At 41.2% G+C, this 15,291-nt stretch carries 13 protein-coding genes and 1 pseudogene; all 14 read right to left on the bottom strand.

The genetic code is table 11. The features are described 5' to 3' along the window. Positions 1–200: 200 nt before the first annotated feature. On the bottom strand, positions 201–2,186 hold the full coding sequence (locus AB5Y76_RS02230; protein WP_263718770.1) for a nucleoside-diphosphate sugar epimerase/dehydratase: 1,986 nt from the start codon (positions 2,184–2,186) through the stop codon (positions 201–203). Continuing rightward, positions 2,183–3,208: a glycosyltransferase family 4 protein gene (locus tag AB5Y76_RS02225; RefSeq protein ID WP_263718769.1), complete on the bottom strand. Its 1,026-nt coding sequence runs from the start codon at positions 3,206–3,208 to the stop codon at positions 2,183–2,185. Before AB5Y76_RS02225 ends, AB5Y76_RS02230 begins: the two co-directional genes overlap by 4 nt. After that, complete coding sequence (locus AB5Y76_RS02220; protein ID WP_263718768.1) at positions 3,208–4,164, bottom strand: NAD-dependent epimerase/dehydratase family protein; 957 nt, start codon at positions 4,162–4,164, stop codon at positions 3,208–3,210. The genes AB5Y76_RS02225 and AB5Y76_RS02220 overlap by 1 nt, the downstream gene beginning before the upstream one ends. Beyond that, on the bottom strand, positions 4,164–4,985 hold the full coding sequence (locus AB5Y76_RS02215) for a glycosyltransferase family 2 protein (protein WP_263718767.1): 822 nt from the start codon (positions 4,983–4,985) through the stop codon (positions 4,164–4,166). Before AB5Y76_RS02215 ends, AB5Y76_RS02220 begins: the two co-directional genes overlap by 1 nt. A gap of 16 nt (positions 4,986–5,001) precedes the next feature. After that, the gene (locus AB5Y76_RS02210; protein ID WP_263718792.1) at positions 5,002–5,934 is read right to left on the bottom strand and encodes a glycosyltransferase; all 933 of its coding nucleotides are present in this window, start codon (positions 5,932–5,934) and stop codon (positions 5,002–5,004) included. Between the two features lie 193 nt (positions 5,935–6,127). Next, positions 6,128–7,164, bottom strand: a pseudogene (locus tag AB5Y76_RS02205) (IS481 family transposase). 613 nt (positions 7,165–7,777) lie between these two features. After that, the gene (locus AB5Y76_RS02200; protein ID WP_368177664.1) at positions 7,778–9,493 is read right to left on the bottom strand and encodes a glycosyltransferase; all 1,716 of its coding nucleotides are present in this window, start codon (positions 9,491–9,493) and stop codon (positions 7,778–7,780) included. Between the two features lie 19 nt (positions 9,494–9,512). Further along, complete coding sequence (locus AB5Y76_RS02195) at positions 9,513–10,226, bottom strand: ABC transporter ATP-binding protein (RefSeq protein WP_263718762.1); 714 nt, start codon at positions 10,224–10,226, stop codon at positions 9,513–9,515. 32 nt (positions 10,227–10,258) lie between these two features. Continuing rightward, the gene (locus AB5Y76_RS02190; protein WP_263718761.1) at positions 10,259–11,044 is read right to left on the bottom strand and encodes an ABC transporter permease; all 786 of its coding nucleotides are present in this window, start codon (positions 11,042–11,044) and stop codon (positions 10,259–10,261) included. Continuing rightward, positions 11,044–11,775, bottom strand: coding sequence for a metallophosphoesterase (locus tag AB5Y76_RS02185; protein WP_263718760.1), 732 nt, complete (start codon positions 11,773–11,775; stop codon positions 11,044–11,046). Before AB5Y76_RS02185 ends, AB5Y76_RS02190 begins: the two co-directional genes overlap by 1 nt. Then, entirely contained in the window at positions 11,776–12,759 is a 984-nt protein-coding gene (locus tag AB5Y76_RS02180; RefSeq protein WP_263718758.1) for an ATP-grasp domain-containing protein, read from the bottom strand. Further along, entirely contained in the window at positions 12,756–13,574 is an 819-nt protein-coding gene (locus AB5Y76_RS02175; RefSeq protein WP_263718756.1) for an NAD(P)-dependent oxidoreductase, read from the bottom strand. Before AB5Y76_RS02175 ends, AB5Y76_RS02180 begins: the two co-directional genes overlap by 4 nt. Before the next feature lie 15 nt (positions 13,575–13,589). After that, positions 13,590–14,726, bottom strand: a complete 1,137-nt coding sequence (locus tag AB5Y76_RS02170; protein ID WP_263718755.1) for a DegT/DnrJ/EryC1/StrS aminotransferase family protein — start codon at positions 14,724–14,726, stop codon at positions 13,590–13,592. A 16-nt stretch (positions 14,727–14,742) separates the two neighbouring features. Beyond that, positions 14,743–15,291, bottom strand: a complete 549-nt coding sequence (rfbC, locus tag AB5Y76_RS02165; RefSeq protein WP_263718754.1) for a dTDP-4-dehydrorhamnose 3,5-epimerase — start codon at positions 15,289–15,291, stop codon at positions 14,743–14,745.

The raw sequence follows: 15,291 nt of genomic DNA, 5'->3' as shown, positions 1-15,291 counted from the left end.
TGCTGCTGTTGAACATTGAACTGCTTTTCAAACTCTACAGGCGACAGCCCATTATTGGAACCATGGCACCTGATTTGGTTTTAAAACATCTCGATAAAATCAAGTACATCGCTGTAGATTCAACTTGTTAAGGCAACTCTCAACGCGTAGTTGGGCCAGCGTCAAACAAAGCTGCCCAAGGATGGTCAATTGAATAAAAGCTATTGATTGGCAAGCAAGAAATCGATGTTATGAGAGGGCAGTTGGACGACATTGTCACTTGGCGGCAACTGCTGCTTGGCCAGCCACACCAGATCACAAATACCATCTGTTGGTTCAAATGCAGTCGGGGCATTCATCAGGATGTCGCGCACTTGCTGGTGATCAAAATGGTGGCAAGCATCATCCAATGACGCCAACAAAGGGCGCAGTCGCAACCAAGGGAGCCAAGTCTCTTGTGCAACCATGATCCTCGGATGTTCTGTTCCTCTGGAATCATCACCTATCAGTAACTCCTCATAGAGCTTTTCACCCGGTCTCAATCCTGTTACCTCGATGGCGATATCACCATCAGGCCGCAGCTCATCACGCAGAGTCAGGCCACTAAGACGTATCATCCGTTTGGCCAGCTCCATGATCCGTACCGGTTGTCCCATATCGAGCACAAAAACATCACCGCCCTCACCCATTGCACCAGCTTGTATCACCAGTTGAGCCGCCTCCGGAATGGTCATGAAGTAACGAATGATGTCGGGGTGAGTCAGGGTAATGGGCCCACCTTTGTCTATCTGTTGTCTAAACAGCGGGACTACTGAACCGGAGGACCCGAGCACATTACCAAAACGCACCATGCAAAATCGGGTTTGATGCTTTTCACGGGTCAACGCTTGCAAGACTAACTCAGCCATACGCTTGCTGGCCCCCATGGTGTTGGTTGGCCGCACGGCTTTATCGGTAGAGATCAGCACGAATGTTTCTACCCCAGCCTCAATGGCCGCCTGTGCCGCATAAAGAGTGCCGAATACGTTGTTACGTACCCCTTCAATGATGTTGAACTCAACCAGCGGGACATGTTTGTAAGCCGCCGCATGGTAAACAGTCTGGATCCTGAAGCTCTGCATCACCGTCTTGAGACGATGCTGGCGCTGCACTGACCCCAGTAACGGCACCAGATCCGTTTCGATTTCTTCACGCTGACACTGCTCCCGCAGGTTCTTGTGCAGGACATAGAGGGCGTATTCGGATAGTTCGAACAGTACCAGAGTGGATGGATGGCACCGCAAGATTTGGCGACAGAGCTCAGAACCAATAGAGCCACCGGCACCAGTCACCATGACAGCCTTACCTGTGATATTGGCTTCCATCAATCTCGTTACAGGTTCTACAGGGTCTCTGCCCAACAGATCGTCAATAGATACCTCATTGAGTTGATCGATACGTGCAGAACCATTAACCAAATCGGCCATGCCCGGGATAGAGAGCACTTCACAAGAGAGGGGCTCAAGTGCATTGATGACCTCCTGACGACGTGCCCGAGTGCTGCTCGGGATAGCCAGCAAGATCTTCTGAACACCATGGAGCTCAATCAGAGTTGGCAGTTGGGCACTGTGATAGACGGCACATCCCTGGATAACGCAGCCCTGTTTGGCGGGATCATCATCAACAAAGGCGACTGGGTAAAACTCATTACCTTGCAGCAATGCCACCTGTAGCTGACGCCCAGAAGAGCCAGCTCCATAGATCAATACCTGCGTGCGAGCCAAACGGGTGGTATTAAGCAAGGCCCGAAAGAACAAGCGCACACCACCGACCAGCAGCACCAGAAAGGAGAGATAGATAACCGATACCGTTCTAGGCAAGAAGATATCGAAGTAAAACGCAGATATAACGAAGAAACAGGTAGAAAGAAATGCCCCTAACAAGATTGTCCAGAGCACTCGAAAGCTGACATATCGCAATACCGCACGATACAACCCCAGACGAACAAATAGGCCGATACTGACAATGATGATTGCCCCGAGCAGTGCCCAGTGAGGAGGGCTATCGATTGGCCAGCTGCGCTCCAGCCTGATCCAGTAGGCCCCCCAATATGTCATTGTGATGAGCATCATATCGACTGTAACAGACACTGCGCGCTTACTGGTACGGGACAAGGAACCAAGGAAAGTTAGCAACCAGCTCCCAATAGGAAACAACTCATGTTTCATTCCGGCACTCCTGCATTCAGGTGATACGCAAGATATGTTAACGGCAAATAAGCAATCGAGAGCCCGAGAAAACCATCGATCTGCTCCAAAACAATCATCGCAGCTATGGGCGCGAGCCAAAGGCTATTTATAAGAAGCACAGCCAAGGTCACGTTTCGATGACTTTGCCAGCGTCTCGCCAGATATTGATAGCCATGAGTACGATGAGCCTCGCTCAAACGGCATTTCAGACGAAAGCGATTCAGCAACGTCCAGGTCGCATCAACCACAAAGACTCCGAGCATGACGAGCCATGCCCACAGGAATTGAGGTGCAAAAGCGGCATCCAGCAGCATCAGGGAAGCCAGCATCAGGCCAAGAAATCCACTGCCACCATCCCCCATAAAGATCCTGGCGGGCGGAAAATTCCAGCACAAGAAGCCTGCCGCCGAAACCCCCAGTAGCAGGATCAAACTGGCAGACGCCCCCTCCCCTCCAACCAGATAGTGAAATAACGCCATGAACAGACAGACGACTACGGCTTCACCTGCCGCCAAACCATCGATGCCATCCATAAAGTTGTAGAGATTGATAAACCAGATCATCCCCAGCCAGGCCAGCAGGTAACCAAACCAGGCAAGATCCAGCTGCCAGCCAAAGAAGGTCAGCTCTGGCAAACCATCAACAGCAGATACCACCAAGGCTGCCGCCATGCTCTGCACAATCAGGCGGGTTCTGGGCTTGAGAGATATGTGATCATCGATAAAACCAACCAATGCAATGGCCAACGCAGCAGTCCATATCAAAGCGAAACTACCGTGAGATATGCCATAGGGCAGCGGGATCAGGGCGACATACAAAGGTGCAGCCAGCAGAAAGGTCGCCACGATAGCCATACCACCGCCCCTTGGAGTCGGCACCTGATGCGAACTGCGATGATTGGGTTGGTCAAGCAAGTGGTTCAGAGCATAACGCCGGAGTAAACCAGTACCAGTAACTGAACAAAGCAGGCACAACATCAAAAAAAGAACAAATGCAAACATCAAGGTGACTCGTTATGGGAAGATGCCATCAGAAATAGGGTCTGAGAGAGCGAACAAGGTGCCGACCATTGTAATCGTCTCTGTGCCTTACTGATATCCATTTCCAGAGAGCCATAAATCCGTTGCAGCTTGGCATCAATCCCCAAACAGCGTCCAAGCCCTCTTATTACTACTGGCGGGAGATAAAAGAGCCGACTGGTAACCCCTTCTGCATCAGCAATCACGGCCAACAACTGCGACGTCGACACAGCGACGGGATCTGCGATTAAAAAGACCTGGTTCGCTGCGGCAGGGTGTACCATCGCATGGGAAATGAAGTCACACAGATTAGGTAACGCCAACAGGCTACGCGCATTGGTCAAACGGGCAAAAGGGAGCGGGATCCCTTTTCGCACCCACGTCATCATACTGGCAAAGTTAGCCTTCACTCCTTCTCCATAGATAAGAGGAGGACGAACGATGGTAACAGCCATACCACACTTTTTCGCAAGCGCCATCAGCCCTTGTTCCGCATCATACTTCGAGCGTCCATAGGGATCTTCTGGCGGACTCTGCACATGCTCATCAAATGGCTTGCCTGGCTCGGTGTGCTCGCCATTCACTTTGATCGAACTGATAAAAATGAAGCGCTTTACTCCTGCGTCAGCCGCTTGGCGAGCAAGCGTGAGCGTCCCCTCTGTATTCACTGCTCGAAAAGCCGCCAAGGGATCTGTCGCGGTATCCGACATCACATGAACCCTGGCTGCACAGTGAACAACCACATCCACTTGTTGCAATTGGGCCGTCCAGTCGGCATCCGCAGTCAAAGAGGGAGCCTGAACCTGGTAAGAAGCCAGCGGGTAACATCGCACCGCACCTTTCACATTGGCTCCACATCTAATCAGGTGTTCACAGACCGCTTTGCCTACAAATCCGTTGGCGCCGGTGACCAAGACTGTACTTTTGATATCTGCCATTACCACCAACGCCAACCGTGAATATTGAAGAAAGTCACCATGGAACGCCCAAACATCCAGATATGGCGCCAGCCTTTGCGGGATGCATGACCACCGTGATGAACGACCTTCACCTGAGGGACATAGGCAATCCGGCTGATCTTTCCTGCCCGTAAACTGATGTCAAAATCTTCAAAATAGAGGAAAAAGCGAGGATTAAATCCGCCTAATCTTTGCAGAATCTCCGTTCTAAACAGCATAAAGCATCCGCTGACGATCGGTGGATTCCAGAATATATCTTCAGCTGTAAGATATTCAGACATTTCGTATTTTGAAAGCCTAGCATGGAAAATATACTTTACAAAATCAGGTGCAAAACCACGCAAAAAAAGATCAAAAAAAGTTGGTTTTTTTTTACATAGTCGTTGTATTGAACCATCAGGCCACGTTGCATACGGAGTTAATAGACCACAGCATTTATTTTTTTCCATAAAGCAAATGGCATTTGAAATGGCATCCCTTTTAAATTCTATATCTGGATTAAGTACAAGGTGGTAATCACTATCTTTAAAAAAAGCAATTGCTTTATTATGCCCCTCCCCAAACCCCATATTTTTTGGGTTTTTTATAAAAACGAAATCAATATCTAACAATACACTACCCACCACATTCTCTAAAGAAAAAGTTAATGTTGGTGAGTTATCTACAATTATAACAACTGCATTATATCCAAAATGAACCTTGAGAGCCTTTATTGCATCTACCAAATCTGAAAGCGTTTTTTCTAGCAAGTTCTGAAGTGGATTGTATGTAACAAGACTTATAACAATTTTCTTTTGCATAAATCAATATCCATGCCTATGTCTTTCTAAAAAAAGTCCTGAATAAGCACACTACAAACAATAGCATGCGTTTTAAAATTGGAATATAGTGAATTGTCATGCCAAGAATAAAAAAATTGAAGATTGCAGAAACAGATTTAAAAGTATTAATTTCTATAGATTTCCTTTCACTATAAAAAGAATCACATGCTTTAGTGTATAAAAAAAACTCATTACATTGACTAATAGATTTATCGCAAGAGCGGAGGTAATCGCTTACATTAAAAAAATAGCTAAATATTGTGCGTCTCTTTCGAGCACCGATAGTATTGCTACAATGCTGGCGATATTGTACAAGAGGCTTATTCAAATACATCGCAACACCATAATGATGAATCAATATTGCAATCCACCAATCATGCATCAAGATATTCGTTGTGTTAACTTTTTTTATGGAGTCCTTAACTAAGGCGACAGCTCTCTTATTCAAAGAAAGTGTCGCACCTTGAACACAATTTCTAAAATAAATGCTATTATCTAAAAACACTCTTTCATCTAAACCTTGAAATGAAAAAAAACTAGCATTTATTAATTGTAATGATGAACCGACAACTAATGAATCAGTATAAACAATAGAAGGCATATCAATATCAGCCTGTCGCATTATTGATATTTGTATGTCAGCTTTATCTTGGACCCAGACATCGTCTTGATCTGACAAAAATAGAAAATCCGCTTCACTTTCATATTGAGAGAGTGCATAAATGAAATTATTTGCAGCCCCCTTACCATCAAAGGAAATTATTTTATAATTCAAAAAACCATAGAACTCAAATAGCCTATGACATTCATTCACGGTAGAGTCTGACGAGTTATTATCAGATATCAAAATAAATGATGGCAATATAGATTGCCGAAATATACTATCAATCTGCTCCTTTAAGTACAATGAACCATTGTATGTGCACATCAGCACATCATAATTAGGATTTATAACATCCATTTATTTTTGCACCAAGAGATAAATAAAATAATAACAAATGCCAACCAGCAATTTAATATGTGCGATTCATAGAAATCGTTTCAATTTACTAAGTTGCAAATTCAATCTGTATGTACAGACCAAGTTATCACCTGACACCGACCTCAAGCCGGTGTCTTTTTTACGCTACTCTAGAGCGCACTTCCTTCGGTATCAATTTCAGCCCCTTCTTGAACATGCTGTAGGGGGTTTGACCCTCCATCATCTTGCCCTGATGTGGCCGTTGGGTGTTATAGTGCTCCAAGTAGCTATCCAGCTGTGTCTGCATCTGCTCCACCGACTCATACCAAGTCGTTCTCCCCTTGATACGGAAGTGTTCATGCAGCAGTGTGCGATGCTGTCGCTCGATAAAGCCGTTGCTCTGCGGCCTGCGCACCTTGGTTGTCCAGTGCTCCCCCCTCCAGTTGTAGGAACAGCTCGTAGGGATGATGGTCTGGGCGCCCACAGAACTCGTGTCCGTTATCCGACAGGATGGTATAGACCCGTGCCTCGTGGGCCTCGAAAAACGGCAGCACCGTTTCATTGAGCACATGGACAGAGGTGATAGGCAGCTTGCTGGTGTAGAGCAGCCCCCAGGCGTGGCGGCTGTAGCAGTCCAGCACGGTTTGTAGATACACATTGCCAACGCCCTTGAGCGCGCCGACGAAGAAGGTGTCGACCGCCATCAGTACCCCGGTGTAGTGGACCTCTATCTGGCGTTCGCGGAACTCTGGACTGAAACGCTCGAGCAGGCGAACTTGCTCGTCGTTGAGCTCAATGACCTGTTTTCTGTGGTTTTCTCTAGGCGCAGCAAGCGGTCGTGTTTGGAGAGCTAATCGTGACGTTGCCACACACCACGCCCCCACTGGCACTGACATGGATGCCTTGCAAAGCCAGCTCTTGGGCGACTCGCAGCGGGCCATGGGTTGGTCTGGTGAGGGCGTAATCGAGGATGGTCTGTTAAATCTCGAGGGCCACCCGATTGGGATAAGCCCCTTTACAGCCGGGCAATTTGCCGATCAAGCTCTCGGTGCCATAGGTCTGGTAATTACGGCGAATTTCGTAGAACTGCTGACGGCTGTAGCCGATGAGCTTGCAAGCTTTGCTGACGTTATTATGCTCTTTGGCGAGCTCTAGCCAGCTGAGTTTGCGACATGCTACTTTCTCGTTGGTGGTCATATAGTGACTCCAGATAACACGGTAGGGGCACCGTTTTGTTATCCGGTTTGAAGCCGTATGACCACTCCCTTTTGTGGGCAACTGTCAGGTGAATACCATCTCCATACATGTTGGACTGCCTGCTTAAAACCTTATAGATCGTTGCCAAAGCGAGGGAAATATCAAAATGCCGGCGTAACTCGCTCTGTATAGACCGGCTCCTAAGAGCTCTAGGATATGCAGCTCTTGTGAGCTCCAGACCTTACGGTTGGGAGAGTGTTGAGGTAGCTTACTGAGGCTCGCTAGAGCGGCGTCACCATACTCTTTGTAGCAACGCTACCACTTCCTGAGAGTCGCTCTAGATATGCCGCACCGACGACATACAAGACCTGCGTTACCGGTTTCCTAGTAGAGGCGTACCCACAGTAATCTTTGCTGAATTTCCCTATTCATAGCATCACATCATAGTGAAATGATCTCTATGAATCAGAATCATATATTTTAATAGCTGCTTCATGTAGGTAATAAGCCACTACATTATTTACCATAAGAAAAGTTTTTATTTAGAAAGACAAAATAAATATCTATCTTTACATTTTCACTCTATTCCACATACTCTATTGATTCCAATAAATCACACTAGCCGATTGCCAAAGCGCCACTTAATTAGCGTATATAATGTTGTGATCCTCGACTTATACAGACCAAATATATTTTTAAACCTGCTTATTTTTTTTGTTAAAAAAACAAACTTCCCATCTTCCTTAAGATCAGAAAAACAACTATGCCTCTCTAACAAATCCAAATATGCGGCAGGATAACCGTTAAGAGAAAAATATTGAACTAAGGATGAGCTATCCAATTCACTAACTATTGATAATGAATGTAATCCATTAATTATCGAAGGGCATATAGATCCGACCTGTTTATTACTGACAAGTAAGCTAATCGGCACCAAACCAATAACTTCCCTCAAAAAGATATACAAATCTTCCATCTGGTTAGCATTAAACTTTGACACATCAAGTATAATACTTCTTGAAATACGTGCAACTGATAAGATGATTGTGAAATCTTTTGAGTTATTTAATATAAAAATGCTAGCTGAATTTTTCCTGTTTGCGCTAACAGCTATATATTCTATAGGCAGCAATACTGTGTAAGTATAAGAATTAATACATCTAACTGAAGTCTCGATGTATGAAAATCGTTTATCTTTTAAGGATACATTACCCGTATTAAACAAATAGAAAAGACTTTTATTGCTAGCATTAAAATTGTCATACCATTCTCTCTCATTAGCAAATAAAAGCTCTTCATTTTGTTCTTTTAATCTTAAAAAGCAATCACGCCAACTGCGTACAGCTTCATCAAATGTGTAGTTTGTTGACACGTCATAGAAAGCTTGATCCGCAATTCTCTCTCTTAGTTTTTTATCACATATTAACCGCTCTATTGAGCTCACCCAAGCATCTATATTGTTATCTGAAAGCAACCCAGTTTCATTATGGATCACCGTATTTGAATATGGAGGAAAGTTACTATATACACCAGCAATATGACACCCACCGAACTCTCGATACTTATTATTTGTCTTTGAGTGAAAAAATACATTATCGATACCAGGTGCAAGTCCTATATCATAATTTGACAAATAAAACTGTCTAATAAACTCCTCGTAATTGCGGAGGGGATGATTCAAAACCACATTTTTCATCCCCTCAAGTTGCTGCGGCATACTATTTCGCCACAAATGAAACTCCACTTCATTTTCATAACGTACCAATACAGACTTTATTGATGAAAATAGAATATATTCTAGCTCTTTATCATCTATTCTCCCTGTTGGATATACAATTTTAACTTTACCACATGGAATATCTTTTGGCTCTCGCTGTAATTTATCTATTATATTGATATCAAAGTAGCTTTTTATTATCTGTATTTTAGCACCATATAATAACGCTCTTGATTTTAGTCGTTCTGAATATACTCTTGTGACATCACTTAATGAGAAAAAGCGCTTAACAACATGAAGCCTATAAAATTGACGATGATATATGCCTATATCGGTAGTAAGTGGAATCTCCTCAAAATTATCATCCAACTCATAGACTATTTTTTTTTTATTTTTTTTCAATTCATAAAGAAAATTTAAGTCTTTTAATTCACAATTTCGACAAAAAACGGCAACATCACACCATATGGCATCAGATTTTATCCAGTGTGAAAAATTCCCCAACCTCAATCTTAAATTAATTTCACCTAATTTTTCAAGCTCAGCAAGAGGACGTAGAATACCAATTATTGTGCTAGGAATAAAACCTGGTAATATGACAAGAACATTCATGAATATACTCCATTTATTTCTAGCGATTCATAAAAGGCGCTCTAGATTCATATTCTTTTATGATATCATCACAATTTCCATCAGCAATTATTTTGCCATGATGCAACCATATAGCCCTATGACAAAACTTTTTTATTAATTCCATGGAGTGTGAACTTAATATTGTTGTACGCTCACCAGAAAGTAACTCCTCTATTCTAGTTCTTGCTTTCTCTGCGAACTGGGCATCACCAGCACCTACCACCTCATCTGCAATTAAGATCTGGGGATTAATTGCTGTCGAAGCAGCAAAAGCTAAACGCATAAACATACCTGTAGAATAAGTCCGAGCGGGCATATTCAAAAATTCCCCTAACTCAGAAAACTCAGCGATATCATCTAATTTACTAGAGATCATATCAGGTGACTCGCCTAAAAACATAAGCCGAATTCTAATGTTTTCCAAACCCGTATGATGTAGTTCTAGACCCGTAGCAAAATCTAGTAGAGGTGAAACTCGCCCTTCAATATTAACACTACCAAATGTTGGTTGATAGATCCCAGACATAACTCTGAGTAAAGTACTTTTTCCTGCTCCGTTTAGCCCAATAATGCCAACACGCTCCCCTTTATTAATAGTGATAGAGATATCATCTAAAGCACGATAATGACTATTTTTACGCTCCTCATTATTTTTTTTTGAAAAAAATTGTATAAATGCACTTTTAATGCTGCCACCATCAGTTTGTTCCAATGGATAATCTATAGATACATTATTTAATTTGATCATGACCAAAAGGGTACGTAACGGCTCCAAGAAGAGCCTAGTTTAAGACGAATTGCAACTAAGACAAATGAAAATGCCGATGCAATAATATAATGAATACTACTAGCGAACTCACCATTTAATATAGGGTATCTAACTATTTCAATTAGTGAGGAAAATGGATTTCCATATATAACTACGGAAAAACCTTTTTTCATTAAAACTTCTGATGGATAAATTACAGGTGTAATAACAAACAATAGACTGAAAACCCCAGATAGTGCATGCTGAAGGTCACGATATCTCAGTCCTAAATACGCCAATGCACCTATTGCTCCATAGGCATAGATAATGACTATAAATAAACCTGGTAAGCAATACAGGATCCCCATCAAATTTAACTTACCAAATAACATCAGAATACTAATTGCTGTAATCATACCAATGGACAGATATATTGACTGTGTCAGTAGCGTCCTAAATATGAATATAGACTGTGATAAGGGGAGTTGCTTCAGATATCCATGTGCAACGACAAATGCAGAACACCCTTCAACCATAACAGATGAAATAAATCCCCATATTGCGAATCCTATTGTCAGGAAGGGAATAAAGTCAGCTGGCTCTAAATGAAAGACAGCGGCCCATATAACACCAGCACCTAAAGAAAAAGCTAACTGCTGCAATACTGGCCATAGCACACCTAATTTTGAACGTCTAAATCTGCTTTTTAAATCAGAGGCAGACAAATAACTCCATATGCGGTAAGTATCCTTTGCTTCTTTTATTTCTGAAAATGGAAACATTATTTCTCCCTACTTAATATATTAATCATTTCACTATGAACATCACAAGACTCCAACAAACCCTGATATTCGGAAACTGAATAACTGACGCGATGAAATTCAACCATATTCTTCACCACATCAAGAACTGCATAACACGCGCCAGGAATACGATCTCTAGCTTGACCAACCGAACCAGGATTTACTATTAACGTGTTCCTTGCTTCCCTAACCATGGGATGGTGTGTATGACCTAAAATTAATACATCAGCGGGATAGTCATCCAAAAAACATATATCTGTATCAGGATACAAATACTCTTCAACATTACGAGGGGAACCATGTGCAATATCAATGACTATATTTTTTTTATTTGAACAGGGAAAATCGATTTCAATAGAGATAATATCAGGTAAAGTTGAAAGCCATTTCAGCTGTTTTGCACTCAAAGCAGTTCTAGATGATAATACCCGATATTTACCTTCCCTTCCAGTTGGATAATTCAATGAACCAATAATATACTTATCATGATTACCTAAAATACAGTGAACGTTTCTTCCCCTTAGTAACTCACACACCTCTGTTGGGTTTACGTAATACCCAGTTATGTCTCCAGCACAGAGTATTAATGAATCAGTTGGGATTTCAGCTAACACAGATTGGAGAGCCGGATAATTTGAATGTATATCAGCAATTAGGTAGATAGGCCCATTTACATGGGCCATAGAATAATGATATTTTTTTATTTTCATTTAGTTAAAGTATAACTCTTCATAATATCTCAGAAAGCGCCCACTTGATGCAACAGACCATCCTGTATAAGATTCTTCTTTAACTATATTATAGATAAATGCAGCGCAAGAATTAAAACCGTAGTATGCCTTAGATGCTTCCGTTGAGCTTAAGCGACCATTAATTTCAAAAAGAACAGGCCCATTATCAGTCAAAATTAGCTGAACATTTACATGACCAAAATCTAGGCCCTCTTCTACCAATGCATTACATACACTTTTTAAGTAATCAGTTATACTATCATCTACTACAATCTCACCATACGACGTAGCACCATCAGGGGTTAATGTACGCTTGAAGATTATATGATTCATATCTTTAGTATATCGGTCAATATAACAACCACATGTATATTCATCACCATAGAGTTGCTCTTGAACCAAAAAACCATCTTGATTTAGAGTATTCTCATCCAATAGTCTAAGTACATCTTCCCTACTATTATTTACAAAAATTTTTCTAGAAGAGGAGCTATGATTAGGTTTTACAACAACACAATGCTGGTCATTAAGGTGATTATTCACATAGTCTTTCAAGGTACATGTCAATGGAACACGAACACCATACTTAGATAAAATAGCCGCTGTTTGTACCTTGTCCATGCAAATTTCTGCAATATTAGATGGTATCGTTGCAGCATTCCCAAATTTATCTCTGTATTTTGATATTTTGGCTAGCTCATGTTGAGTCCCAGAGAAAACAATATCTATATTATTGATACGAATATATTCTTCTAAATGACTCTCATAATCAGAATCTACAGCCAAAGGAAATATTGGAGCACATACCACTTTAACCGATGGGTGATTAAAATAACGCCCAGCACCAATCAGTTCACTATTAGAAAAATGCACTTCAATTTTTTCAGAAAAATCATGCATAGTAAGTGCTTTATATATACTTTGACCCATTACTGAGCCAGCACCTGTGATTAATATATTCACAACGTAACTCCATTATAATTTTTCAAATTTTCAACATATTCCGTCAAAGCTGCTTTAAAAGAAGTCCATTTGGGTTTATACTCAATAAGTGGAGATGGCCTCATTGTTCGTATATCTAAAAATGACTTATCATTCTCTACTAAAACATATTCAATAGGCAGCCCCGAGCAGTTTGATATCACATCTACGATCTCATGAATAGTAGCTGCATCTGCATAGCCGATGTTTATTGCTTGCCCATGATAAATATCCTTAGAAAACCCACTAACTATGTGCTTAATAATAAAGCAGAGCTCAGCAATATGTATATATGTTCTTCTTTTCAACCCAAGACCATATAATTTTATTGGCTGTGATGTCTTCACTGCCAACTCGATGGCTTTAAAAAAGTTGCCATGTCGTTGTCCTGGACCAAACACATCCCCTATTCTTAACGAAACAGATGCTTTCGATTCTAATCTGGATAGCAAGTTTTCTCCAAATATCTTTGATGTAGCATAATAGTCATTAGACCTTACAACATCATTTACTTGGCAATCTAAAGCATATGGGTATACATTATTAGTTGATGCATAAACAAGACCTTTATGCCTTTCATTAACATGATCAACAACCATGGTATCTATAGCTAGATTAGATAGAAACGCCTCTCTGCTTGAGGATACATCTGCAGCCAGATGTATCACTATTGAATCTTCCTTTGCATCTTCAAATGCGATAGATTCGAAATCATCTGAACCAAAGAAACTACACAAGTTCCGACCAATATAACCAGAAGCACCAGTAATAACGATACCTAAACTGGGTGAAGCCAAGCATCTAAGATCCATTTAACGCCCCGCAGCTATTATTTTCTTTAGGGTGTCACATATGAATATTACATCATTCTTTGTGATATTTAGGTGCATAGGAAGTGACAAAATTTCTTTACTTGCTTTGTGTGCATTTGGGCATGTGTTAGCACCATGACTATAAATTTTATATTCAGTGTTATCTCTGTAATGAACGCCCGGATGAATATCATGTTCATTCAATGCCATTAATACTTCATCACGTTTCATAACTCTAATTTGGAAGAGATGTCTAGATGACTCACAGTCTTCTGCTACAGGAACAATTCTAATACCTTTTTCATCAGCTAAATTAGCTTCATACCATTTTGCGAGCTGTCTCCGATAGGCATTATCCCTATCAAGATAACGCAAGGATACCAATCCAATAGCAGCCATAATTGAGTTACCATGATACTTAAATCCAACCTCTTCTACATCATACATCCATTTATATGAGCCTTGGGTCACTGTTCGTGCATAAGTATCTTTGTTAATCCCTAACCAACAAAGCTTCCTTGCTCGCTCATCACGAGCAGCATTATTAAAACAAATCATTCCTGAGTCTGCAGTTGCAAGATTTTTTACAGCTTGGAAACTAAAAATAGTACAATCGGCATCATGACCAACATGTTTTCCATCCATACGAGTACCTGACATATGCGCAGCATCAAGTATTAAAATTATTCCATTTTCTCGGCAAATCCTGACTATTTCACTATAACATCCAGTATTACCACCAATACCGACAAAAATTATAGCTCTTGTTTTACTTGTTATTTTACGCTCGACATCTTTAGGGTCTAAGCAAAGAAATTCATCAACATCAGCAAATACAGGTTTTAATTTTTCATATAAAATTGCATGATTCGTCGATACGAATGTCAATGGAGTGGTTATAACTTCATCACCATCTTGCCATCCAAATTCAGTCTTAAACATATGAAAGGCTAAATGTAGCCCTACAGTATTAGACGCCAGAAAATGAGCATGAGGTAAACCTGTATATTTTTTCCATTCCTCTTCTATTTGTTGCGTTTTAAAACCGAGTCCAGTCCAACCTTTTTCTAAACATTCTTTAATTTGTGACAGACACTCGTCAACACGAAACTGGGGAACAAATAATTGAATAGACATAAGCTAACTCCCTTACTTAGTATAATTCGATTTGATTTAAATTTCCGAATGTTTTATCTTTATGTGAAAGCAAAACTTCACCGGTTCCTGTTATAGGCCAATTAATGCCAAGTTCAGGATCATTCCAGCTCAATCCTTTCTCGTATTCAGCATAACGATAGTCTGTTGTTTTATATAGAAACTCAGCTGTCTGACTAATGACATAAAAACCATGAGCAAAGCCCTCAGGTATCCATAGTTGTCGCTTATTCTCAGCACTTAAAAATACACCAACCCACTTTCCAAATGTTGGTGACTCTCTGCGAATATCGACAGCAACATCATAAACTTCACCATGTACACAACGAACTAGTTTTCCTTGTGCATGTTGAATTTGATAATGTAAGCCGCGGAGAGTTCCTTGTATCGACTTGGAGTGGTTATCTTGGACAAAGTTAACCTTCTTACCGATAACAAGCTCAAACTCTCGATGATTAAAGCTTTCAAAAAAAAATCCACGTTCATCTTCAAACACTTTAGGCTCGATGATAAGCACGTCATTGATATCTGTTTTAATCGCCTTCAT

The sequence above is a fragment of the Aeromonas sp. R1-2 genome (assembly GCF_040908505.1).
Lineage (GTDB): Bacteria > Pseudomonadota > Gammaproteobacteria > Enterobacterales > Aeromonadaceae > Aeromonas > Aeromonas veronii.
This window is presented reverse-complemented; position numbering and strand designations above follow the sequence as displayed.

Bases quoted from the DNA above. Each gene is read 5' to 3' on its own strand.
- AB5Y76_RS02215 (WP_263718767.1), bottom strand. From the start codon at position 4,985: ATGCAAAAGAAAATTGTTATAAGTCTTGTTACATACAATCCACTTCAG.
- AB5Y76_RS02220 (WP_263718768.1), bottom strand. From the start codon at position 4,164: ATGGCAGATATCAAAAGTACAGTCTTGGTCACCGGCGCCAACGGATTT.
- rfbC (WP_263718754.1), bottom strand. From the start codon at position 15,291: ATGAAGGCGATTAAAACAGATATCAATGACGTGCTTATCATCGAGCCT.
- AB5Y76_RS02170 (WP_263718755.1), bottom strand. From the start codon at position 14,726: ATGTCTATTCAATTATTTGTTCCCCAGTTTCGTGTTGACGAGTGTCTG.
- AB5Y76_RS02185 (WP_263718760.1), bottom strand. From the start codon at position 11,775: ATGAAAATAAAAAAATATCATTATTCTATGGCCCATGTAAATGGGCCT.
- AB5Y76_RS02200 (WP_368177664.1), bottom strand. From the start codon at position 9,493: ATGAATGTTCTTGTCATATTACCAGGTTTTATTCCTAGCACAATAATT.
- AB5Y76_RS02210 (WP_263718792.1), bottom strand. From the start codon at position 5,934: ATGTGCACATACAATGGTTCATTGTACTTAAAGGAGCAGATTGATAGT.
- AB5Y76_RS02230 (WP_263718770.1), bottom strand. From the start codon at position 2,186: ATGAAACATGAGTTGTTTCCTATTGGGAGCTGGTTGCTAACTTTCCTT.
- AB5Y76_RS02225 (WP_263718769.1), bottom strand. From the start codon at position 3,208: ATGTTTGCATTTGTTCTTTTTTTGATGTTGTGCCTGCTTTGTTCAGTT.
- AB5Y76_RS02190 (WP_263718761.1), bottom strand. From the start codon at position 11,044: ATGTTTCCATTTTCAGAAATAAAAGAAGCAAAGGATACTTACCGCATA.